The sequence below is a fragment of the Xanthomonas sp. NCPPB 1062 genome (genome assembly GCF_041481705.2).
Taxonomy (GTDB): domain Bacteria; phylum Pseudomonadota; class Gammaproteobacteria; order Xanthomonadales; family Xanthomonadaceae; genus Xanthomonas; species Xanthomonas euvesicatoria.
This window is the reverse complement of sequence record NZ_CM192987.1, coordinates 601209-621216: the sequence shown is the minus strand read 5'-3', so window position 1 is coordinate 621216 and position 20008 is coordinate 601209. Positions and strand designations below refer to the sequence as shown.

Genomic DNA, 20008 nt, shown 5'->3' with positions numbered 1-20008 from the left:
CGCGCCAGCCAGTACGCGCTGGCCGCTCCCCCTCATCAAGGAAACCCACCATGGAGATCAAGAAACAGCAAACCGCAGGCCCCTCTTCTCTGGCGCCATTGCACGACATCCATACCGACAATGCCCCCGTCGCCGACGCCACATCGCCGACGCAAACCCCGCTCCACCCCAGCCTGGCTGCGCTCACTCCGCGCAGCCGTTCGCGCGCATCCAGCGCCGACTCCGAGCACGGCGCTTCGCCGGTGCCTTCGCACGACCCCGAACCGCAGGCCGACTCACCCGAACGCGCCTCCGGCCCGTCCACCGCCGCAACACTTGCCGCACGCGCAAACGCCGCATTGGCAAGCGGCGTTCAGCAGGCTTACGCTGCGGTATCGAAGGGGGCGTCCAATCTCTGGTCGCTGGCGGACCTGCGCACCATGCTGCAGATCCATGCGGACGATCCCGCATTCCTGCAGATGGTGCGTCACACCGACCCGGAACAGAGCGCCCCGCACACTCTGGCCGCGTGCCGCCAACAGATCACGCAGCTGCGCGATGCCATCGAAGCGGCAACCGGCCTGGAAGCACGCTTCAGGCAGCAGTTGCTCGGCGACATCAAGGCCGTGGAAGACGCCCTGCAGCCGCTGGAGCACGGCACACCTGCGACCGGGCGGGCGCTCAAGTCGCTGGCCAACCTGGTCAATCTCTGGCCACTGATGGTCCCCAGTCCGTTGCTGGGCAACCAGGCCAAGACCTTCGCCTATTCCATCGCCGCGGCAACCAAGGGCGTGATGACGCTCTCGGCATCTGCACTGCGCCCCACCGCCGACGGGCTTCCGTTCCCGCTGATGGGCGGGCAGCTGGGGCGCGACGCCAACGAAATGCACTTCTATTCCGTTCTGCTCAACGGATTGTTTCTCACCACCGAACTGCCCAAGAAATTCGGCACCCCCTCCATGCGGCACCAAGCCGAAGCAGTGGAAAACAACCTGGGATTTGCCGCGGCCGCATCGACGGCGTGCGCGGCGATGGTGCTGACGCCCTTCCTTTGGAACAGCCTCAACGTGCTTGGCAATCGGCTGCAGCACAAGCTGTCGCATCTGGGCGCAGGCATTGCAGAAAACGCCGGTTTTCAGAGCCAGGCGCAGCGGTTGCGTGCACGCCTGACGCCCGGCCAGGTCAGCGCGCAACTGCGCACGCAACTCAACGAGATCTGCGCCGCTCTGGAGCACGGCCGGGAAGCGTTTCAACAGGCACGTCGCGACTTCACCGACCCAAGCCAAGGGCGCGAGCTGACCCGCACGCTCAATGCCCAGTGCACGCACCTGCTGGAGACGCTGGACCGATGCAGCAAGCGACTGAGCGCTGCGCTACAAGTGGACCAGGACCAGCCAGCCACCCTCCCGCGCCAGGTGACCAACCACGACATCGCCCCCAAGTTGGCATTGGCATTGTTGGGAGCCGGAGTGACCGGGCTGACGGTCTACCTGATCCAGCCCGATCGCATCGGCACGGTGGATCTGTTGGCCGACTCGGTCGTGGTGACGGCGGTGATGATGCAATCGGCGGTCAACGCACATGCGACCCGTCAGGACGCCATGGAACGCTTCAAGGCCATGTGCTCCGGCAGCCTGGTCATGGCGCTGGCCCTGGGCGTGGAGAAATTGTCCAAGACCTTCGCAGACAAGAGCCTGATCGAAGCCTCGTCCTCATCGCCCTACTACGCCGGCGCGATCATGTCGCTGATGTCGATGACCATGCCCGGCCCCATGGCGCGTGGCGCAGAGTTGGCGATGAACTGGGGCGGCGGTCAGATCATGCGTGTCTTCAGGGGGCCCGACGGTACCGCGCTCGCAACCCGCATGCCGTCCTCGCCCGAGGAACTCATCCAGCACGTGCAGGACACCGCCAGATATGTGCAAAGCCTGTCGCCGGAACAGGCGCAGGAGTACGCGCAGACCGTTGCCGATAGCGCCCTGCAGGGGATCGAGGACGCCGGCGCGCAGGCGCAGACCAGGCCCGCCAGCAGCGTCACCATCACCGAGATCACCGAGGCAAACGAGGAGGAGGCGCTCGCCGCAGCCAGCGCATCGCCTGAGCAACGCTCGCCTGCGCGCACCCATCCGTCGCCGGACCAGGCCGCAGCCAGCACTGTGCCTTCGTCCTGACGGTACGGCCGCCGGTCATCGGCAACTGCCGCGTGCCTGCGCAAGTGACGCGCATAAAAAAACCCCGCCGTTGGGCGGGGTTTTTTTTTGCTGCAACAGCCGAAGTGGCGTGGATCAGAAATCCATGCCGCCCATGCCGCCCATGCCGCCGCCGGCCGGCATCGCCGGCTCGTCCTTCTTCGGCGCATCGGCCACCATGGCTTCGGTGGTGATCATCAGGCCGGCGATCGAGGCGGCGTTCTGCAGTGCCGAACGGGTCACCTTGGTCGGGTCCAGGATGCCGAATTCGACCATGTCGCCGAACTCGCCGTTGGCGGCGTTGTAGCCGTAGTTGCCGCTGCCTTCCTTGACCTTGTTCAGGATCACGGACGGCTCTTCGCCGGCATTGGCCACGATCTCGCGCAGCGGGGCTTCCATAGCGCGCAGGGCGATCTGGATGCCGTGGGTCTGGTCTTCGTTGGCGCCCTTGAGCTCGCCCACGGCCACCAGCGCACGCACCAGGGCCACGCCGCCGCCCGGGACCACGCCTTCTTCGACGGCTGCACGGGTGGCGTGCAGGGCGTCTTCGACGCGTGCCTTCTTTTCCTTCATTTCGATTTCGGTCGAGGCGCCGACCTTGATCACTGCAACGCCACCGGCCAGCTTGGCCACGCGCTCCTGCAGCTTCTCACGGTCGTAATCGGACGAGGTGTCTTCGATCTGGGTCTTGATCTGGCCCACGCGCGATTCGATCGCCGCGGTGTCGCCGGCGCCGTCGATGATGGTGGTGTTTTCCTTGGAGACCTGCACCTTCTTGGCGCGGCCCAGGTCCTTGATGGTCGCCTTCTCAAGCGCCAGGCCCACTTCCTCGGAGATCACGGTACCGCCGGTCAGCACGGCCATGTCTTCCAGCATCGCCTTGCGACGGTCGCCGAAGCCCGGTGCCTTGACGGCCACGACCTTGACGATGCCGCGGATGGTGTTGACCACCAGGGTCGCCAGCGCTTCGCCTTCGACTTCTTCGGCGACGATCAGCAGCGGCTTGCCGGCCTTGGCCACGCCTTCCAGCACGGGCAGCAGGTCACGCACGTTGGAGATCTTCTTGTCGTGCAGCAGGATGAACGGGTCGTCCAGGTCGGCCGACTGGCTCTGCTGGTTGTTGATGAAGTACGGGGAGAGGTAGCCGCGGTCGAACTGCATGCCCTCGACCACGTCCAGCTCGTTTTCCAGGCCCGAGCCTTCTTCAACGGTGATCACGCCTTCCTTGCCGACCTTCTTCATCGCTTCGGCAATGATGTTGCCGATCGACTCGTCCGAGTTGGCCGAAATGGTGCCGACCTGGGCAATCGCCTTGTCGTCGGTGGTGGGCTTGGAGATGTTCTTCAGCTCGACGACCGCAGCCTTGACGGCCTGGTCGATACCACGCTTGAGGTCCATCGGGTTCATGCCGGCGGCCACGGCCTTGGCGCCTTCGCGGATCAGGGCCTGGGCCAGCACGGTGGCGGTGGTGGTGCCGTCGCCGGCGTTGTCGTTGGTCTTGGACGCGACTTCCTTGACCATCTGCGCGCCCATGTTCTCGAACTTGTCGGCCAGTTCGATTTCCTTGGCGACGGAAACGCCGTCCTTGGTGATGGTCGGCGCGCCGAAGCTCTTCTCGAGCACGACGTTGCGGCCCTTCGGGCCCAGGGTGGCCTTCACGGCATTGGCAAGCACGTTGACGCCACGAACCATGCGGGTACGTGCGTCTTCACCGAAACGAATGTCTTTAGCAGCCATTGGTTGTTACTCCGGGATTTGAGATTGGGGATTGGGGATTGGCTAGAGCGGGATCCGGAGGAGAGGCGGATTGGTGCGGCAAGCCGCGGTGACCAATCCCGAATCTCGACTCCCGAATCCCGCCGGCAACGGCTATCAGCCGATGACGGCCAGGATGTCGTCTTCGCGCAGCACCTTGTACTCGACGCCTTCGGACTTGTAGCTGCTGCCGGCGTACTGGCCGTAGATGACCTTGTCGCCAACCTTGACCACCGGCGCGCGCAGGCTGCCGTTGTCCAGCGGCTTGCCGGCGCCGATCGCGACGACTTCACCCTTGGTGGACTTTTCCTTGGCGGAGTCCGGAATCACGATGCCGCCGGCGGAAACTTCGTCGGCTTCGATCGGCTTGACTACAACGCGGTCGTGAAGCGGCTTGATGCTCATAGAGAGAAGACCTCTTAAGTGTTTGATTGGCTTGGAAATTATCGGCGATGTTAGCACTCGCACATGACGACTGCCAGCACAGCGCGCGGAAAAAACCCGACAAGCGGGTGCGGGCCAGAGATTGTGCTGCGCGGGCGGCTTTCAAGGGCTGGCGGCAAAAATTTTTCTCCGACCGCTTCTCTCCGAACCGCCGAGGGCAGCCGACAAAACGGAGCGAGCGGTTGTCAGGTGGGCGCGGACGTCGCTGGGGAACCGGAATGGGGTCCATGCCCACGGGCACCGGGCGCGCCCACCTGGCAGGCGTATAGCAGTCTCGTCCAATGCCCTAGAAATGGAACCAGGTTCCATCGCCTGTCATGCGCGCGCCTTACAGTCGGGAACGCATTCCCCGATCACAAGGAGCTGTCGATGAGGTTGCCGTCCCGTTTCGTGTCCCTGCGTTGCACCCTTCCCCTGGCCTGCGCGTTCGCACTCGGTGCCACCTCCGCCAATGCGGCGGTCTTCATCAACGAACTGCACTACGACGACGCGGGCGCCTCCGGCGACAGCGGCGAGGGGGTGGAAGTGGTGGCCACTGCCGGCGAATCGCTGAGCGGTTACCGCATCTACCTGTACAACGGCAACAGCCCCAGTGCGGCAGTGGTGTACGCCAATACGGCGGTGCCGGCCGGCACGGTGGTCAGCTGCGGCAGCCAGGTGCGTATGGCCACGGTGAGCTATGCCAGCAACGGCGTGCAGAACGGCCCCAACGACGGCGTGGCGCTGGTCGACCCCAACGGGCAGCTGGTGCAGTTCCTCAGTTATGAAGGCGCCATCACCGGCAGCGGCGGCCCGGCGGCCGGCGTGACCAGCCAGAACCTGCCGGTGAGCGAGAGCAACAGCACCGCGGTCGGCAGTTCGCTGCAATTGACCGGTACCGGCAGCAGCGCGGCCAACTTCAGCTGGGCCGGCTCGGCGGCACAGACCTTCGGCGCCTGCAACCGCGGCCAGACCTTCACCGGCAGCGACGGCGGTGGAAGTACCGGTGCTCCCACCATCAGCAGCACCACACCAACGCAAGGCGCCACCGGCTTTCCGGCTGCCGGCGATCTGGCCGTGGGTTTCAGCGAAGCGGTGACGCTGGGCAGCGGTGCGTTTGCGCTGAGCTGCGCCAGCTCCGGCAACGTGGCGCTGACGTACCCGACCAGCGGCACCCGCTTCACCCTGTCCACCAACACCGCCCTGGTCGGCGGCGAGCGCTGCACGCTGGCCATCACCGCCAGCGCCATCCGCGATGCCACCGGCCTGAGCCCGGCCGCCAACCAGTCCATCGCCTTCACCGTGGCCACCGCCAGCGGCGGCGGTACCGGGTACTACGCGCGGGTCAATACCGCCAGCGCCAGCCAGCTGCGCTGCTCGTTGCACGCCACCATCAAGGGGCACACGGTCTACCCGTACAGCGGCAGCGGCACCAGCACCTGGACCATCCTGGAAATGGCCGACGAGGATCCCAACAACAGCGGCCGCATCCTGGACGCCTACCGCAACCGCAGCTATGCCAAGGTCAGCGACCGCGCCGGCACCGGCAGCGGGCTCACCTACAACCGCGAGCACACCTGGCCCAATTCGCTGGGCTTTGGCAGCGCCACCGGCGACCGCGGCCTGCCGTACGCGCCCTATACCGACACCCACATGCTGTACCTGACCGACACCAGCTTCAACGCAGACCGCGGCAACAAGCCCTATGCCACCTGCACCAGCAGCTGCGGCGAGCGGGTGACCGAGGTCAACGACGGCAGTGGCGGCGGCAGCGGACGATACCCGGGCAATTCCAACTGGGTCCGCACGCCCGACGGCAACAGCGGCACCTTCGAGGTGTGGGGCCGGCGCAAGGGCGACATGGCGCGCGCGGTGATGTACATGGCCATCCGCTATGAAGGCGGGCTGGATGCGGCCACCGGACAATCCGAGCCGGACCTGGAGCTGACCGACGACCGCAGCAAGATCGTGCAGACCGCGGCCTCGCCGGCCTACATGGGCCTGCTCTCCACCCTGCTGGCCTGGCATCAGGCCGACCCGCCGGACGATGCCGAGCGCGCCCGCAACGAGGTGATCTTCAGCTTCCAGGGCAACCGCAACCCGTTCGTGGATCACCCCGAATGGGCCACCGCCAGCCTGTTCAACTCGGCCAAGCCGGCCAGTTGCCAGCTGGCCAACTAAGACCGGCTCACGCACGTCGCGCGCAGTCGCCAGGCGGGGTGAACGGCACGCTCGGAACCGCACTGTACGCGTGGTACATGCCGATTCCGGGCCCGCCGCACCCGCCTGGCGGCAAGCGCAACCGTGTTGCCTGTTGGCCTGGGCTGCACCGGCCGGGCGGGTGAGGCGCGGGGCCCGGAGCAGATCGCGCCGGGCGCCTTGCCCCAACCGGTGACGCCGGGCGTCTGTACAGACGGCATGCGTTGCCTGCAGGCGCCACGGCATTGATCCCCCATTGGCCGAACCCGGGTAGCCGCCCTGCCGTGCACGGCAGGGCGCAAGCGAACCCGGAACCATCCAAGGCGCCGCGTGCTGACCGCAGGGTCGCTTGAGCACGCCATCTCACCGGGGCCACGAAGTTAACGTCTTGTTCCGGAATCGGCGGTCGATCCCCCGCAAACAGGGGATTACACTGCCGGGTCCAATGAGCGCACCTTCCCTCCATTTGTTAGTGAGCACCTGCCCGGATACCGACAGCGCCGAGCGCATTGCGCAGGCCTTGCTCGACGAACGGCTGGCCGCCTGCGTCACCCTATTGCCCGGCGTGCAATCGCTGTACCGCTGGAAGGGCGCGATCGAGCGCAGCACCGAGGTGCAGTTGCTGATCAAGACCTGGGACGACTGCCTGCCCGACGCCATCGCGCGGCTGCAGGCCTTGCATCCGTATGAACTGCCGGAGGCGGTCGCTGTCCAAGCCAGCGCCGGGCTGCCGGCATATCTCGATTGGGTCCGGGCCGAAACCCGCAAGGAATTCTGACGTCCATGAAGTCTCTGTCCCGCTGGATCGCCCGCTGCGCGCTCTTGGCCGCCCCCTTGCTCGCCGCGCCGCTGGCGGTACTGGCGCCCGCCCCCGCGCAGGCCGCCGTGACCGAAGCCGACCTGCTGCCGGTGGACCAGGCCTTCGCGCTGAGCGCCACCGCCGACAGCCGCGACCGCATCGCGCTGCACTGGAAGATCGCACCGGGCTACTACCTGTATCGCCACCGCATCAGCGTCAAGGCCGGAAAGGGGTTTGCCGCGGGCGAACTGGCGCTGCCGGAAGGCGAGAGCAAGCACGACGAGTTCTTCGGCCAGGTGCAGACCTACCGCAAGCAACTGCAGGCCACCCTGGCCGGCAAGGCCGACCCGGCAGTGCAGACCGCCGTCCTGCAGGTGCAGTACCAGGGCTGCGCCGATGCCGGCGTGTGCTATCCACCGCAGCGGCGCGAAATCCGCCTCGACCTGCCCGCGGCCGATGCCACCGGGGCGCAGGCCACCGCTGCGCCACGCGAGAACCTGGGCGCGCTGGTGCCACGCAACGCCGCCCCGCGCCTGTTCGGCGCCTCCGGCCAGACCGCCGGGGTGGACGCGCTGCCGCTGCCGGCCGAGCAGGCGTTCAATTTCGAAGCCATCGTCGGCGACGGCAACAGCCTGCTGCTGCGCTTCACCCCGGCGCCGGGCTATTACATCTACCGCGACCGCACCTCGCTGGCCCTGGAAGGCGCCAGCGGCGTGCGCACCGGGCTGCCGCGCTGGCCGCAAGGCAAGGCGCACCGCGACGAACACTTCGGCGATGTGGTGGTGTATTTCGACCAGGCCGAAGTGACCTTGCCGCTGCTGCGCGACCACCCTGACCCGGCCCACGTGACCCTGGTGGCCACCTTCCAGGGCTGCCAGACCGACGGGATCTGCTATCCGCCGATGACCCGCCGCGTCGCCCTGGATGTACCGGCCGGCACCGTGTCGCCGCAGAACCAGGCGCAGGCCGCGCCGTTGATGATTTCGCCGCTGGCCGCCGGTCAGGCACCGGTCGAGCCGGCGCCGGCCGCCAGCACGGCCGTCCCGGTCGCCGATGCCTCGGCCGGCAACCCGGAGCGCACGCCGCCGCCGCATGCCGACAAGGGCCTGCTGGGCATGCTGGTGCTGGCCCTGCTTGGCGGGTTGGTGCTGAACCTGATGCCCTGCGTGCTGCCGATCCTGTCGCTGAAGGTGCTGGGCCTGGCCCATAGCGGCGAGAGCCGCAGCCACGCGCGTCGCCATGCGATCTGGTACTCGCTGGGCGTGCTGGTGTCCTTTGCCGCCATCGGTGGGCTGGTGATCGGCTTGCGCGCCGCCGGGCAGGCCGCCGGTTGGGGCTTCCAGCTGCAGCAGCCGTGGTTCGTCGCGGCGCTGGCGTATCTGATGTTCGCGGTGGGGCTGAGCCTGTCGGGCGTGTTCACCTTGGGCACCAACCTGGGCGGCATCGGCCAGTCGCTGGCCGCGCGCAACGGGCCGCTGGGCGACTTCTTCACCGGTGTGCTGGCCTGCGTGGTCGCCAGCCCCTGCATCGCGCCGTTCATGGGCACGGCACTGGCCTACGCCTTCACCGCGCCCGCGCTGCTGGCGATGCTGGTATTCCTGGTGCTGGGCCTGGGCCTGGCGCTGCCGTTCCTGCTGATCGGCTTCGTGCCTTCGCTGGCGCGGCGCCTGCCTACCCCCGGGGCGTGGATGGAAACGCTCAAGCAGGTGCTGGCGTTCCCCATGTATCTCACCGCGATCTGGCTGCTGTGGGTCTTGGGCAAGCAGCGCGGCGTGGATGCGCTGGCCTTGATGCTGGTCGGCGCCACCCTGCTGGCCCTGGGGCTGTGGTGCTTCGAGCGCAGCCGCTGGAAGAGCCACCGCCTGGGCCTGGGGCTGGCCACGACGATGCTGGTACTGGCGCTGGTGCCGGTGGTCGCGGTCACGCGCCTGAGCCTGCCGGCGGCCACCGCGGCCGAGGGCGTGGTGGCGTTCTCGCCGCAGTTGCTGGACCGCCTGCGTGCCGACAACCGCGTGGTCTTCGTCAACATGACCGCCGATTGGTGCGTGACCTGCAAGGCCAACGAAAAGAACGTGCTGAGCAGCGCCGAATTCCGCGACGCGTTGCGCCGCGTCGATGCGGTCTACATGAAGGGCGACTGGACCAATGTCGACCCCGCCATCAGCACCTTCCTGGACCAGCACCAGGCCGTCGGCGTGCCGCTGTACGTGGTCTACGGCCCCGGCGCCCCACCGGCGATCCTGCCGACCGTGCTGACCGGCGCGATTACCGAAGACGCCTTGCTGCGCGCTGCGCGGTAAGGCGCGCCTTCGCTGCGGCCGGTGGCCTGGGCGGCCGTCTGTTGGCGGGCCAGGCCGAAGATTTTGCGAACCGTGTAGGCCGACACCCGTGCCATAGGCGTGTTGCGACAGGTCCAAGCACGGGTTCGGCCCCTCCTGGCCGGGGTCTGCACGCCCCGCGCTGCCGGCGCCCTGCAGACCTGACCGGCCGATGTTGGCATGCGCATAGGTGGCGTCAGGTGGCGTCAGGCTGCGCGCGGCCTCGCCTGTTCGGTGCCCCTGGCACCTCCAACGCCTTGATGCATGCGATGCGCAGCAGGCGACCGTGGCCGCGGCCTGCACGGCGGGAAGCTGCAGGAAGCGAGGCAGCAGAGGGGGTCGATCGCGCTGATCGCCCTTCATCCGGCACGCCGGCCGGTCCGGCCCGACGCCACGTTGTTGGGAGCCTGCATCTCCGCACAAAACGCAGATCGCGGCCGCCGCAGCGTCACCTCCTGCGCCCTTGCCATGAACAAGCCGGGCACTCACCGAATTGCTGCCGCCGGCACAACATTCCGACGCCCGACAGGAGAGGATGCCGCCAGCAGTTGTTGCCGCGTAACCGGCCGGGACGGCTGTCTCCATCGCGTCAGGCGCAAACGCTGCGCTCCGGATGCGCACGGCCGGCTGCCGGTTCCGCTCGCAGCGGTCCGGGCGATTCAAGGCCGGCACGATGACCTCCGACACGCCATTGCCCGCCGCCATTAGCCACCGCCCAAACCATTCGAAATTTAAAACAATCGTTTTAAACAGACCTAAGTTCGTCGAACTGGACAGCATCGGCGACATCGCGCAGACTTCCGGCCTTTCCGCTCTTCCGGATCCCATGGCCCATCTGCTGCTGTTGCATGGCCCCAACCTCAACCTGCTCGGCACCCGCGAGCCGGAGGTCTACGGGCGTACCACGCTGGCGCAGATCGACGCGGCCCTGGTGGACCGCGCGCAGGCGGCCGGGCACGTGCTGCACTGCCTGCAGTCCAATGCCGAGCACGTGCTGGTGGAGCGCATCCACGCCGCGCGCGAGGACGGCACCGTCTACATCCTGATCAACCCGGCCGCCTTCACCCATACCTCGGTGGCGCTGCGCGATGCGCTGCTGGGCGTGGGGCTGCCGTTCGTGGAAATTCATCTGTCCAACCCGCACGCGCGCGAGCCGTTCCGGCACCACAGCTATCTCAGCGACAAGGCCGACGGGGTGATCTGCGGCTTCGGCGCCGACAGCTACCGGCTGGCGCTGGAAGCGGTGATCGCGCGCCTGGAGCGCGACGCATGACCCCTGCCGCATGACCTCGGCCAGCGCGCCGGCGTCCTGATCCCATTCCGCCGGCATCCGCCGGCACTCCCCACCGTTTCACTTCCAGAGGCCCTTATGGATCTCCGCAAAATCAAGAAACTGATCGACCTGCTCGAAGAATCCAATCTCGCCGAAATCGAGATCAAGGAAGGCGAAGAAAGCGTGCGCCTGGCGCGCGTACCCAAGGGCGCGGCCATGCTGAGCGCCCCGGTGCAGCAGCAGTACGCGCCGGCCCCCGTCCAGGCGCCGGCCGCCGCGGCCACCATGCCGATGCAATCGCCCACCGAAGCCTCCACCGGCGGCGCCAAGCAGGCCGCCGCACTGCCGGAAGGCCACGTGCTGCGCGCCCCGATGGTCGGCACGTTCTACACCTCGCCCTCCCCGGACAAGCCGGCGTTCGTCACCGTCGGTCAGCAGGTCAAGGTCGGCGATACCCTGGCGATCATCGAGGCAATGAAGATGTTCAACCCCATCGAAGCCGACGCCTCCGGCACCATCGTCGCCATCCTCGGCGAAACCGGCCAGCCGGTGGAATTCGACCAGCCGTTGTTTGTGATTGGCTGAAGCGCCGGGATTCGGGAATCGTGATTCGGGATTCGCAAGAGCGACCACACGAGCGCCTGACGGTGTGGCGCGACGCGATGTCGCTCGTCGAAGCGATCTATCGCCTGAGCCACGACTTTCCTGATTCCGAACGCTTTGGGCTGACGGCACAGATGCGCCGCGCCGCGATCAGCATTCCATCCAACATTGCCGAAGGAGCTGCACATCGCTCCACGGCCGAGTACCTGCGCTATCTCTCGATGGCGCGTGGCTCGTTGGCGGAGCTGGACACGCAGCTGCAGATCGCAACACGACTGCAGTTCGCATCGCCCGATGCGGCAATTGCCGACTTGCTGAATCGCACGTTTGCCAAGCTCAACGCATTGATCCGCTCGTTGGGAAAGTCGCGACATCTCCGCGAAACCAGCGCCTTTTACGAATCCCCAATCCCGAATCCCCAATCCCATGCTCGATAAAGTCGTCATCGCCAACCGAGGTGAAATCGCGCTGCGCATCCTGCGCGCGTGCCACACGCTCGGCATCCGCACGGTCGCGGTGCATTCCACGGTCGACCGTAACCTCAAGCACGTGGCCATGGCCGATGAGTCGGTGTGTATCGGCCCGGCCGCCTCCAGCGACAGTTACCTCAACATTCCGGCGTTGATCGCCGCGGCCGAGGTCACCGATGCGCAGGCCATCCACCCCGGCTACGGTTTCCTGTCGGAAAACGCCGATTTCGCCGAGCGCGTGGAGCAATCCGGCTTCATCTTCATCGGCCCCAAGGCCGACACCATTCGCCTGATGGGCGACAAGGTGGAAGCGATCCGCGCCATGAAGGCCGCCGGCGTACCGTGCGTGCCCGGCTCGGGCGGCCCGCTGGGCGATGACATCGTCGCCAACACCAAGGTCGCGCGTGAGATCGGCTACCCGGTGATCATCAAGGCGGCCGGCGGCGGCGGCGGACGCGGCATGCGCGTGGTGCATTCGGAGGCTGCGCTGAAGGCTGCCATCGAAACCACCAAGTCCGAAGCCAAGGCCGCCTTCAGCAACGATCAGGTCTACATGGAGAAGTTCCTGGAAAATCCGCGACACGTGGAAATCCAGGTGCTTGCCGACGGCCAGGGCGGTGCGATCCATCTGGGCGAACGCGATTGCTCGATGCAGCGTCGCCACCAGAAGGTGGTGGAAGAAGCGCCGGCGCCGGGCATCACCGAAGAACTGCGCAACGAGATCGGCAAGGTCTGCGTGGACGCCTGCATCCGCATCGGCTACCGCGGCGCGGGCACCTTCGAATTCCTGTTCGAGAACGGGCGTTTTTACTTCATCGAAATGAACACGCGTATCCAGGTGGAGCATCCGGTCACCGAGCGCATCACCGGCATCGACCTGGTGTGCGAGCAGCTGCGCATCGCCGCCGGCCACAAGCTGAGCATCAAGCAAAGCGACATCGTGCTGCGCGGGCATGCGATCGAATGCCGCATCAACGCCGAGGATCCGGAAACCTTCATGCCCAACCCGGGCCTGATCACCGCCTTCCATCCGCCAGGCGGCCCTGGCGTGCGTGTGGATACGCACATCTACAGCGGCTACAAGGTGCCGCCGAACTACGACTCGATGATCGGCAAGCTGATCGTGCATGGCCCCGATCGCGAAACCGCGATTGCGCGCATGCGCGTGGCGCTGAGCGAGATGGTGGTGGACGGCATCAAGACCAACATCCCGCTGCAGCAGCGCATCATGCGCGACAAGGGCTTCCAGGCCGGTGGGCAGAACATCCACTACCTGGAAAAGCGTCTGGCCGAGCGCAAGAACAAGTCGATCGCGCTGACCTGATCGCACTTGCCGCGGTATCGATGAAGCAAAAAAGCCCGGGAAACCGGGCTTTTTCGTTGTTCCCCGGTGCATCGCGCCGACACTGCGTCGCGCCGCCAACCCTGTAGCCGGCCAGTCTATGCGTAGGAGCGCACCTGGGCGCGACCGGGCTTACCGATAAAGCCCTGTCGCGCCCGGGTGCGCTCCTACAGAGCCCGAGGGTTCGACGCCCGGATGGCGCAAGCCAGCGCCGGATCCGATCTGCAGACCCTCGGTCGTCTGCACACATGAGAATGACTGAAGCTGCAGCCGCACCTAGCCGCCTTCGCCGCCTGCGCTACCGGAGACGTAGCGGCTGCGGCCGTGTCGATATGTAACGCGCCGCACCCCTCACCGCCGCGGCGCAGGCGCCTGCTGGCTGCCGGGCACCGGCACGATGCCGCTGGCCGATGACGGGTCGACCACGGTCATGGTTTCGGTGGAGCCGTCCGGCCACACCACCTGGAAGGTGGAGCCGGCCGGCAAGGTGGAAAACGGCATGGCACTGCTGGCGCGGTAGACCGCGGCGACCTGGCTTGCGCCATGCCGTCGCTGCTGTTCGTCGGCGGTGACGCTGGTGGATTTGACCGACAGCGGCTGGTAACGGTGATCGGCGGTATCGATCATCACGATGCTCACTGCCGCCGCCGAATACGCCACGAACAACGCCACCCATAACCAGAACTTGGCGCCGTGCGCCAACCGACGGTAATTCATGACTGCGCTCCCGCATCGGAGACCAATGTATCGGCCATCTCATCCACCCTGTCTGCTCCCTGCCGCGGCACCGCGGCATCGAATACGAAGGACACGAAATCCTGTGCGCTGTCGCGCGAGCAGATGCCCGCGTTGGCGCAATAACTGGTGACCAAGGTGCTGCTGGCACTGCAATCGAGCCCCAGCCGGCACGCAGCCACTTGCCAGGCCAGCTCGGCGAACTGATCGCCGGCCACATAGCCTTGCAGGCTGTCATCGCCGCTGGCCCGCGCGCCCATCGCCGGGGCCAGGGCCAGATAGGCCTCGGGATCGCGCGAGGCCAGCACGCGTCGTACCAGCGCGCGCTTGTAGCCGGGCGATGCGTGCAACGGTTCGCCCAACGCCAGCATGGCGGCCTCGGCGGCCAGGCTGCCGGCGCGCGCCGCGGCCAGGCGTTGCTGCGCAACCATGCGCGGACTCAGCCCGTCGGTGGGGGCGAAGCCGGCGCAACGCTGCGCCAGGCGCTCGCGTGCGGCATGCATCGCTGCCACTCCCGGCGTGCGTTGCGCGGCGATCCATGCGCTATCGGCGGCATAGCCGGACGGGCTGGCCGCATAGGGCGCGCAGTAATCGTAGACACGGCTCAACCGCCACCCGGCCTGTGCGTCGCCGGCACGCACCTGCTGCTGCAATTGCTGCGCGTAGCGATACAGATCCGGCTGCGCTTCCACCGCATCGCGATGCGGCAGCTGCAACGCGGCGCCGTGCTCGGCCGCCGCATGCAGCTGCGGTGTGGCAGCGCTGACCGGCGCCGCCTCTGCAGCAACCGGCGCTGCGCGGTCAACATCACGCTCGACCGGTTGCGCGCGGACATACCACCACGCGGCCGCCGCAAGCGCAGCGGGAGCGAGCAGCAGCCAGAGATGGCGGGCACGAGCAAGCGGCATGGATGGCGGCGACCCTGCTGCGGAACCACCCGCAGCGACGGCGCGGAGTCTAGCACCCACCCACGCGCACAGCCGCCGCCAAGCAGACGCTGCCAGTGGAGGTGGCGGGAAGGGAGCGACATGCGTCACGGCCTGAACGGACTGCACGTGAGTGGCGCGCTGCATGCGTTCGGTTGTGCGGTGTGCTGCGCTGTGGTGTTTGCCGTGCCGTGCTGCGTGTTGGGTGTTGGTGTGGTGTCGGTGTTGCTCAGCTGCGTGTGGCTTGCGGTTGAGTTGATCGGTTGCCGATTGCCGGATGCGGCATCGATCTTCGCCGGTTGGGCATCCGATAGCAGCGCATGTTGGAGAGCGCCGCTTCGAGCGAGCCTGTCCTCTGGCAACATCACTCGCCGACGCTGCGATGCCCAGCTGCAGCGCTGTTGCGTCATCGGTGGACGCAGCGTGCCGCACACATCGCGCTGCACGGTGGTACGCAACACGGCAGCACATCACGCAGCTGTCTGCGCACGCGATTGCGCGTGGTCGCAAAGACGCAGCGCCTCTTCCTGGTTGCTCGACGCGGCCGTCGACCAAGCCCGTGCCCGATTGCGCAGCAGCATCATCGGTTCAGTCCCAGGCGTGGCGGCATCGGCCTACAGCCATCCGCCGGGCACCACATCCAGCCGCAGATGCGCTGTTTGGCAGCGTCGCACCGGGCAGTCGTCCATTCGCCAGCAGCACGCCGTCTGCCTGGCGGCGGACGCATCTTGCTCAGCAAGGCAGTTTTCACCGCACGCATGGGCAAGACACACCGCCGAAGCGACGGCGCCTGCGAACGCCGTCGCCTGCAGCGCGGCAGGCACGCCGGCACGAATGGTCTAGGATGCGTGCTTTCGAATTGCCCGACCGCCACGATGCCGTTTCTTGAACTGACGCTTTCCTGTTCCGAGGTCACCCTGCCCCGTTTCCAGAATGCCCTGGACGATGTGGGCGCACTGGCGGTGACCATGCTCGACGCCGATGCCGATACCAGCAACGAGCGCGCCATTCTCGAACCGGGCGTGGGCGAAATGCCGCTGTGGGACCGGCTGACGATGACCGCGCTGTTGGATGGCGAAAGCGACGCGCTGGTGGTGCTGGCAGCGCTGGAAGCCTTCGATCCGGGCCTGGACTGGAGCCAGGTGGCGTTTCGCATGGTCGAAGACAGCGACTGGGAACGCGCCTGGATGGACCTGTTCAAGCCGATGCAGTTTGGCGAACGCACCTTCATCGTGCCGTGGAATCACGCGCTGCCCGAAGCCGCCGACACCCCGGGGGCTGCCGTGGTGCGGCTGGACCCGGGCCTGGCGTTCGGCTCGGGCACCCATCAAACCACCGCGCTGTGCCTGCGCTGGCTGGACAGCCTGGCCGGCCGCGGCGAGCTGCAGGGCCGCAGCGTGCTCGATTTCGGTTGCGGCTCGGGCATCCTGGCGGTCGCCGCGCTGAAGCTGGGCGCCGCCGGCGCGGTCGGCGTGGACAACGACCCGCAGGCGCTGCTGGCGACCGCCGACAATGCACAACGCAACGGTGTGGACGCGCAGCTGACGGTCTACAGGCCGCAGGACGAACCGGTGCAGACCTACCAGGTGGTCGTGGCCAACATCCTGGCCTCGGCACTGGACGCCCTGGCCGACACCCTGGCCGCGCGCGTAGCACCGGGCGGACGGATCGCGCTGTCGGGCATCCTGCACGGCCAGGAAGACGACTTGCTCAAACGCTACGCCCCCTGGTTCGAACAGTTGCGCTGCGAACGCGACGAAGACTGGATGCGGATCGACGGCGTGCGCCGCGGCTGATCCGGCTGATCGTCCACGCCGGCTAGCGCCGTGGCCGGCCGGCGCGAATCTGCGCGGTGGTCACTGCATCGGCCACGCTGATCGCCCGCAACCGGGTCACCGGTTGCCAGCCGTCGCGTTGCAGCGCCGCCGTGCGCCACGGCCCGGCCTGCCGGGCCACCCAGACCCGCAGCAGCATCTCAGCCACCAGCAGCGCCGTCCAGGCCACCGGCGACCACGCCCGCACACCTGCAAGCGCCACTGCGCCGGCAACCACAAGCATCGGCGCACTCACCGCCAGCAGCGGCCAGTGCCGCTGACCTAGCGCCCAGACCCGCGGTGCCAGCGCCGCTGACCACTGCGGACCATCGGCCACGGCCGTCCACTCGTCGCCACGCCGCCAGATCGCGTACCGGGCCGCGCCCCGAAAACGTCTCACCGCAGGGTCCAGCGGCGAATGGGCCGGCCACGGCACGTCTGCGGGCGCGGCGTGCGGGGGCGGGCTGCGCCGCTGGGGGTCGGGTTTTCGACCGGCAGGCTCGACCATGAACATCCTCCTTGAGTTCGCTGTGATGTAGCGATCATTGATCCACCGACAGTATCGCAAACATATGGCTATATGAAAGTTATACGAACTATCTCCAGGCGCTGCTAGGGCTATATCTCCCGCCCCTGCCTGCCCTCCAACGGTGCCGTGTGAGCAAGCTGTACGAACGAGTACGCGAAGCCCGCAGCCTCACCAAGCTGACCCAGGAAGCCCTGGCCGGCGAGCTGGGTGTCACCCGCAGCGCGGTGGCGCAATGGGAGATGGCCGAAGGCACCGCACCGTCGGTGGAAAACCTGATCGGCCTGGCCAGGCGCAGCGGCATGGCGTTCGAATACCTGGCCACCGGCCGCGGCGACCGCGTGTTCGGCCCGCCGGTGTCGGCCATCGCCGAAGAACCGGCGCAGTACCGCCGGCTGGATGACCAGCAACGCGTGCTGCTGACGCGCTTCGATACCCTGACGCCGCGCCAGCGCGCCGGCCTGTTGGATCTGTTGCTGGCTGAAGGGAAGACGCGGCGCAGGCGGTGAATCGGGAATCGGGAATCGGGAATCGGCGAGCCGACGCAACCGACACCGAGATTTCAAGGCGATATTCCGCTGGCTGTGGCCTCCTGATCCTGGATGCGCCCGGGCGTCTTCGTCGGCTTGCATGGGCGTGGCGGCGGCCGTTTTCGGAGAAGGCATGCGCTGCGTGCGTTGCGTGGGCATCGACGCAGACGCCGCCATGACCACCTGGGCCGGAGACGAACACCTGCAGGCATGCGCGCGGCGGCTTGACCGCATCGCCGTCGGCACAGGTTCGCCCCTGGACGTGCGCGTGGTTGAATAGGGGTCTTCCCGCTGCACGCCTGCCGATGTCCGAGACTCCGCCACCGCGCCGCCCCCTGGCCACGTTCCTGCGTGCGACGCCGGCTGCTCCGCCGCTGGTTCCGACCCCGGTGGTTCCACCTGCGGAGCCGGCCGAGCAGGCCACATCGGCCCCGGGCTCTGCGTTGCCGCCGGCGCCAGCGCCAGAGGTGGATGCGCAGCCGGCACCGCGTGTGCCATTGCCTGCTGCCGCGGTGGCTTCGTCGCCGCAGCGCGCAACGGGCATGTCCGGGCACGATGGTCTCCAGGCGCCGGTGTCCGGCCAGACGCCACTGCCCGCGCCCGGCACCGCGACGCCGTCCGCTTCGGCGAGCGCGCCCGCGGCCGGAGACGTTCCTGATGCGATGCTCGATCCACCTCGCTCGGCGTCGGCCGCCACCGATACCCGGGCCGACGACGAGCTGGCCGCGACCGATGCTGACGAGCTCGGGCACCCAACCGCGCGGGCGGCACCTGGCCCATCGAATTCAGCGCAGCAACGGGCACTACGCGCCTCGGCGGATGCAGATCTGGCATTTCAGAATGCGCCGGGCACGCCGAAGGCGCTGGCAGAAACGCCCGCGCGCCAGGCTTCAGTCGCAACGCCAGCAGCGTCTGCGGGATCTACCCCAGCTGTGGCAACGGCGGCAGCCGCAACGCAGGCCGACACCAGCGCCAGCGAGCGGACGGCGGGCACAGCCGACGGCCAGTCGCACCCGGGCCGCTCCTCCAGCCATCCCGACCCGGCAACCACCGAGTCCGGCGCAGCCAGCGCATTGGCAGGCGAGCACGCGCAGTCCGATGCCGGCATCGCGCAGCCCCGTACCACTGCCGTGCAAATGCAGCCCCTGCCCGCGCCCGCCTTGGCCGCCCCCGCCTTCGCGCGGCGTTGCGTCACCCGCCCGCGGCTACGCGCCAGCGGGCGCCAGTGGGCGCTGCTGGTCGGGCTGGTCGGCGTGCTCGGGTTGCAGATCGTCATCGCCGACCGCGCGCACCTGGCCGCCAACGCGCGCTTGCGGCCGCTGGTCGGCGCGGCCTGCACGCTGGCGCGCTGCAGCTTGCCGGCCTGGCGCGAGCCGGAGGCGCTGACCCTGCTCAACCGCGAGGTGCGGCCGCTGCCCGGTGTGGCCGGGGTGCTGCAGATCCAGGCCAGCTTCCGCAACGACGCGCGCTGGGCACAGGCCTGGCCGTGGCTGCAGCTGTCGCTGTCCGATGCCGACGGCCGGGTGATCGGCACCCGCATCCTGTCGCCGCAGGAGTATCTGGGACCATCGCCGCCGGCGCAGGACACGCTGGCGCCGGGTCAGGCGGTGCAGGTCGCGTTCCGGGTACGCGAACCGGCCGCGAGCACCGCCGCCTTCAGTTTCGACTTCCGGTGAACGGGCGCGACCGCCACATGGGCGTGGCGAGCGATGAGGTCACGCGCTAGACTCACTCCCCCTCGCCGGCCACGCGTCCCGGCTTCGTGACACTGGGAACCTCCTTTGAACGCAGCCCCCTCTCGTCCTGACACCAGTCGTGGCGCCCCGAAGTCGCCCCTGCGCGAACACGTGGCCCAGTCCGTTCGCCGTTATCTGCGCGACCTGGACGGCAGCGACGCGGACGATGTTTACGAAATCGTGCTGCGCGAGATGGAGATCCCGTTGTTCGTCGAAGTGCTCAACCACTGCGAAGGCAACCAGAGCCGCGCCGCGGCGATGCTGGGCATTCACCGGGCAACCTTGCGCAAGAAGCTCAAAGAGTACGGGCTGACGTAGGCTTGGGAATCGGGAATCGGGAATCGTAAAAGCGTGCTTCTGGCAGACGGTGCGCGCACGGGTTACCGGTCAC

17 protein-coding genes and 2 other RNA genes are annotated in these 20008 nt (G+C 67.6%); 12 read left to right on the top strand and 7 right to left on the bottom strand.

Annotated elements, in window-relative coordinates:
- The first annotated feature begins 50 nt into the window (after window positions 1-50).
- Window positions 51-2150 (top strand): XopX family type III secretion system effector, encoded by a 2100-nt coding sequence (xopX, locus tag ACCQ16_RS02700; protein ID WP_277572962.1) that lies wholly within the window; start codon window positions 51-53, stop codon window positions 2148-2150.
- Window positions 2151-2264: 114 nt separating this feature from the next.
- Here the strand turns inward: xopX and groL are convergent, their stop codons facing one another.
- From groL to ACCQ16_RS02685, 3 genes are all read right to left on the bottom strand, one after another.
- Window positions 2265-3905, bottom strand: a complete 1641-nt coding sequence (gene groL / locus ACCQ16_RS02695) for a chaperonin GroEL (protein WP_011346211.1) — start codon at window positions 3903-3905, stop codon at window positions 2265-2267.
- Window positions 3906-4040: 135 nt separating this feature from the next.
- On the bottom strand, window positions 4041-4328 hold the full coding sequence (locus ACCQ16_RS02690) for a co-chaperone GroES (protein WP_003483210.1): 288 nt from the start codon (window positions 4326-4328) through the stop codon (window positions 4041-4043).
- A gap of 198 nt (window positions 4329-4526) precedes the next feature.
- Window positions 4527-4596: non-coding RNA, sX9 sRNA (locus ACCQ16_RS02685), on the bottom strand.
- Window positions 4597-4736: 140 nt separating this feature from the next.
- Here ACCQ16_RS02685 and ACCQ16_RS02680 point away from each other — a divergent pair.
- Entirely contained in the window at window positions 4737-6527 is a 1791-nt protein-coding gene (locus ACCQ16_RS02680; protein WP_218489651.1) for an endonuclease, read from the top strand.
- A gap of 4 nt (window positions 6528-6531) precedes the next feature.
- On the opposite strand, the gene ACCQ16_RS02675 is transcribed toward ACCQ16_RS02680, so the two are convergent.
- Window positions 6532-6606, bottom strand: a non-coding RNA gene (locus ACCQ16_RS02675) — sX9 sRNA.
- A gap of 384 nt (window positions 6607-6990) precedes the next feature.
- On the opposite strand from ACCQ16_RS02675, the gene cutA reads away from it, so the two are divergent.
- The 6 genes from cutA to accC all read left to right on the top strand — a co-directional run bounded on the left by cutA (window position 6991) and on the right by accC (window position 13332).
- Window positions 6991-7323 carry a divalent-cation tolerance protein CutA gene (gene cutA, locus ACCQ16_RS02670; RefSeq protein ID WP_008571855.1) on the top strand — a complete coding sequence of 111 codons (333 nt, stop codon included), beginning with the start codon at window positions 6991-6993 and terminating at the stop codon, window positions 7321-7323.
- Between the two features lie 5 nt (window positions 7324-7328).
- Window positions 7329-9644: a protein-disulfide reductase DsbD family protein gene (locus ACCQ16_RS02665; protein ID WP_277572963.1), complete on the top strand. Its 2316-nt coding sequence runs from the start codon at window positions 7329-7331 to the stop codon at window positions 9642-9644.
- Window positions 9645-10488: 844 nt separating this feature from the next.
- On the top strand, window positions 10489-10935 hold the full coding sequence (aroQ, locus tag ACCQ16_RS02660; protein WP_218493015.1) for a type II 3-dehydroquinate dehydratase: 447 nt from the start codon (window positions 10489-10491) through the stop codon (window positions 10933-10935).
- A gap of 96 nt (window positions 10936-11031) precedes the next feature.
- Complete coding sequence (gene accB, locus ACCQ16_RS02655) at window positions 11032-11520, top strand: acetyl-CoA carboxylase biotin carboxyl carrier protein (protein WP_008571858.1); 489 nt, start codon at window positions 11032-11034, stop codon at window positions 11518-11520.
- Between the two features lie 77 nt (window positions 11521-11597).
- Entirely contained in the window at window positions 11598-11975 is a 378-nt protein-coding gene (locus ACCQ16_RS02650) for a four helix bundle protein (RefSeq protein WP_233381706.1), read from the top strand.
- Window positions 11965-13332, top strand: a complete 1368-nt coding sequence (gene accC, locus ACCQ16_RS02645; RefSeq protein WP_008571860.1) for an acetyl-CoA carboxylase biotin carboxylase subunit — start codon at window positions 11965-11967, stop codon at window positions 13330-13332. Before ACCQ16_RS02650 ends, accC begins: the two co-directional genes overlap by 11 nt.
- A 369-nt stretch (window positions 13333-13701) precedes the next feature.
- On the opposite strand, the gene ACCQ16_RS02640 is transcribed toward accC, so the two are convergent.
- Both ACCQ16_RS02640 and ACCQ16_RS02635 read right to left on the bottom strand, forming a co-directional pair.
- Entirely contained in the window at window positions 13702-14067 is a 366-nt protein-coding gene (locus tag ACCQ16_RS02640; RefSeq protein WP_003483177.1) for a hypothetical protein, read from the bottom strand.
- Window positions 14064-14993, bottom strand: coding sequence for a hypothetical protein (locus ACCQ16_RS02635; RefSeq protein WP_277572964.1), 930 nt, complete (start codon window positions 14991-14993; stop codon window positions 14064-14066). The genes ACCQ16_RS02640 and ACCQ16_RS02635 overlap by 4 nt, the downstream gene beginning before the upstream one ends.
- Window positions 14994-15886: 893 nt before the next feature.
- On the opposite strand from ACCQ16_RS02635, the gene prmA reads away from it, so the two are divergent.
- Entirely contained in the window at window positions 15887-16807 is a 921-nt protein-coding gene (gene prmA / locus ACCQ16_RS02630; RefSeq protein ID WP_277572965.1) for a 50S ribosomal protein L11 methyltransferase, read from the top strand.
- Between the two features lie 22 nt (window positions 16808-16829).
- Here prmA and ACCQ16_RS02625 read toward each other — a convergent pair whose 3' ends face one another.
- Window positions 16830-17339 (bottom strand): hypothetical protein, encoded by a 510-nt coding sequence (locus ACCQ16_RS02625; RefSeq protein WP_277572966.1) that lies wholly within the window; start codon window positions 17337-17339, stop codon window positions 16830-16832.
- A gap of 143 nt (window positions 17340-17482) precedes the next feature.
- Between ACCQ16_RS02625 and ACCQ16_RS02620 the strand changes: the two genes are divergently transcribed.
- From ACCQ16_RS02620 to fis, 3 genes are all read left to right on the top strand, one after another.
- Window positions 17483-17860, top strand: a complete 378-nt coding sequence (locus ACCQ16_RS02620) for a helix-turn-helix domain-containing protein (RefSeq protein WP_008571865.1) — start codon at window positions 17483-17485, stop codon at window positions 17858-17860.
- Between the two features lie 326 nt (window positions 17861-18186).
- The gene (locus ACCQ16_RS02615; protein WP_277572967.1) at window positions 18187-19557 is read left to right on the top strand and encodes a DUF3426 domain-containing protein; all 1371 of its coding nucleotides are present in this window, start codon (window positions 18187-18189) and stop codon (window positions 19555-19557) included.
- Window positions 19558-19662: 105 nt separating this feature from the next.
- A complete protein-coding gene (gene fis / locus ACCQ16_RS02610) occupies window positions 19663-19935 on the top strand; it encodes a DNA-binding transcriptional regulator Fis (RefSeq protein WP_002804983.1) in 273 nt (90 codons plus the stop codon).
- The last annotated feature ends 73 nt before the right edge of the window (window positions 19936-20008 follow it).

Bases quoted from the DNA above. Each gene is read 5' to 3' on its own strand.
- xopX (WP_277572962.1), top strand. From the start codon at position 51: ATGGAGATCAAGAAACAGCAAACCGCAGGCCCCTCTTCTCTGGCGCCA.
- groL (WP_011346211.1), bottom strand. From the start codon at position 3,905: ATGGCTGCTAAAGACATTCGTTTCGGTGAAGACGCACGTACCCGCATG.
- ACCQ16_RS02690 (WP_003483210.1), bottom strand. From the start codon at position 4,328: ATGAGCATCAAGCCGCTTCACGACCGCGTTGTAGTCAAGCCGATCGAA.
- ACCQ16_RS02680 (WP_218489651.1), top strand. From the start codon at position 4,737: ATGAGGTTGCCGTCCCGTTTCGTGTCCCTGCGTTGCACCCTTCCCCTG.
- cutA (WP_008571855.1), top strand. From the start codon at position 6,991: ATGAGCGCACCTTCCCTCCATTTGTTAGTGAGCACCTGCCCGGATACC.
- ACCQ16_RS02665 (WP_277572963.1), top strand. From the start codon at position 7,329: ATGAAGTCTCTGTCCCGCTGGATCGCCCGCTGCGCGCTCTTGGCCGCC.
- aroQ (WP_218493015.1), top strand. From the start codon at position 10,489: ATGGCCCATCTGCTGCTGTTGCATGGCCCCAACCTCAACCTGCTCGGC.
- accB (WP_008571858.1), top strand. From the start codon at position 11,032: ATGGATCTCCGCAAAATCAAGAAACTGATCGACCTGCTCGAAGAATCC.
- ACCQ16_RS02650 (WP_233381706.1), top strand. From the start codon at position 11,598: ATGTCGCTCGTCGAAGCGATCTATCGCCTGAGCCACGACTTTCCTGAT.
- accC (WP_008571860.1), top strand. From the start codon at position 11,965: ATGCTCGATAAAGTCGTCATCGCCAACCGAGGTGAAATCGCGCTGCGC.
- ACCQ16_RS02640 (WP_003483177.1), bottom strand. From the start codon at position 14,067: ATGAATTACCGTCGGTTGGCGCACGGCGCCAAGTTCTGGTTATGGGTG.
- ACCQ16_RS02635 (WP_277572964.1), bottom strand. From the start codon at position 14,993: ATGCCGCTTGCTCGTGCCCGCCATCTCTGGCTGCTGCTCGCTCCCGCT.
- prmA (WP_277572965.1), top strand. From the start codon at position 15,887: ATGCCGTTTCTTGAACTGACGCTTTCCTGTTCCGAGGTCACCCTGCCC.
- ACCQ16_RS02625 (WP_277572966.1), bottom strand. From the start codon at position 17,339: ATGTTCATGGTCGAGCCTGCCGGTCGAAAACCCGACCCCCAGCGGCGC.
- ACCQ16_RS02615 (WP_277572967.1), top strand. From the start codon at position 18,187: ATGTCCGAGACTCCGCCACCGCGCCGCCCCCTGGCCACGTTCCTGCGT.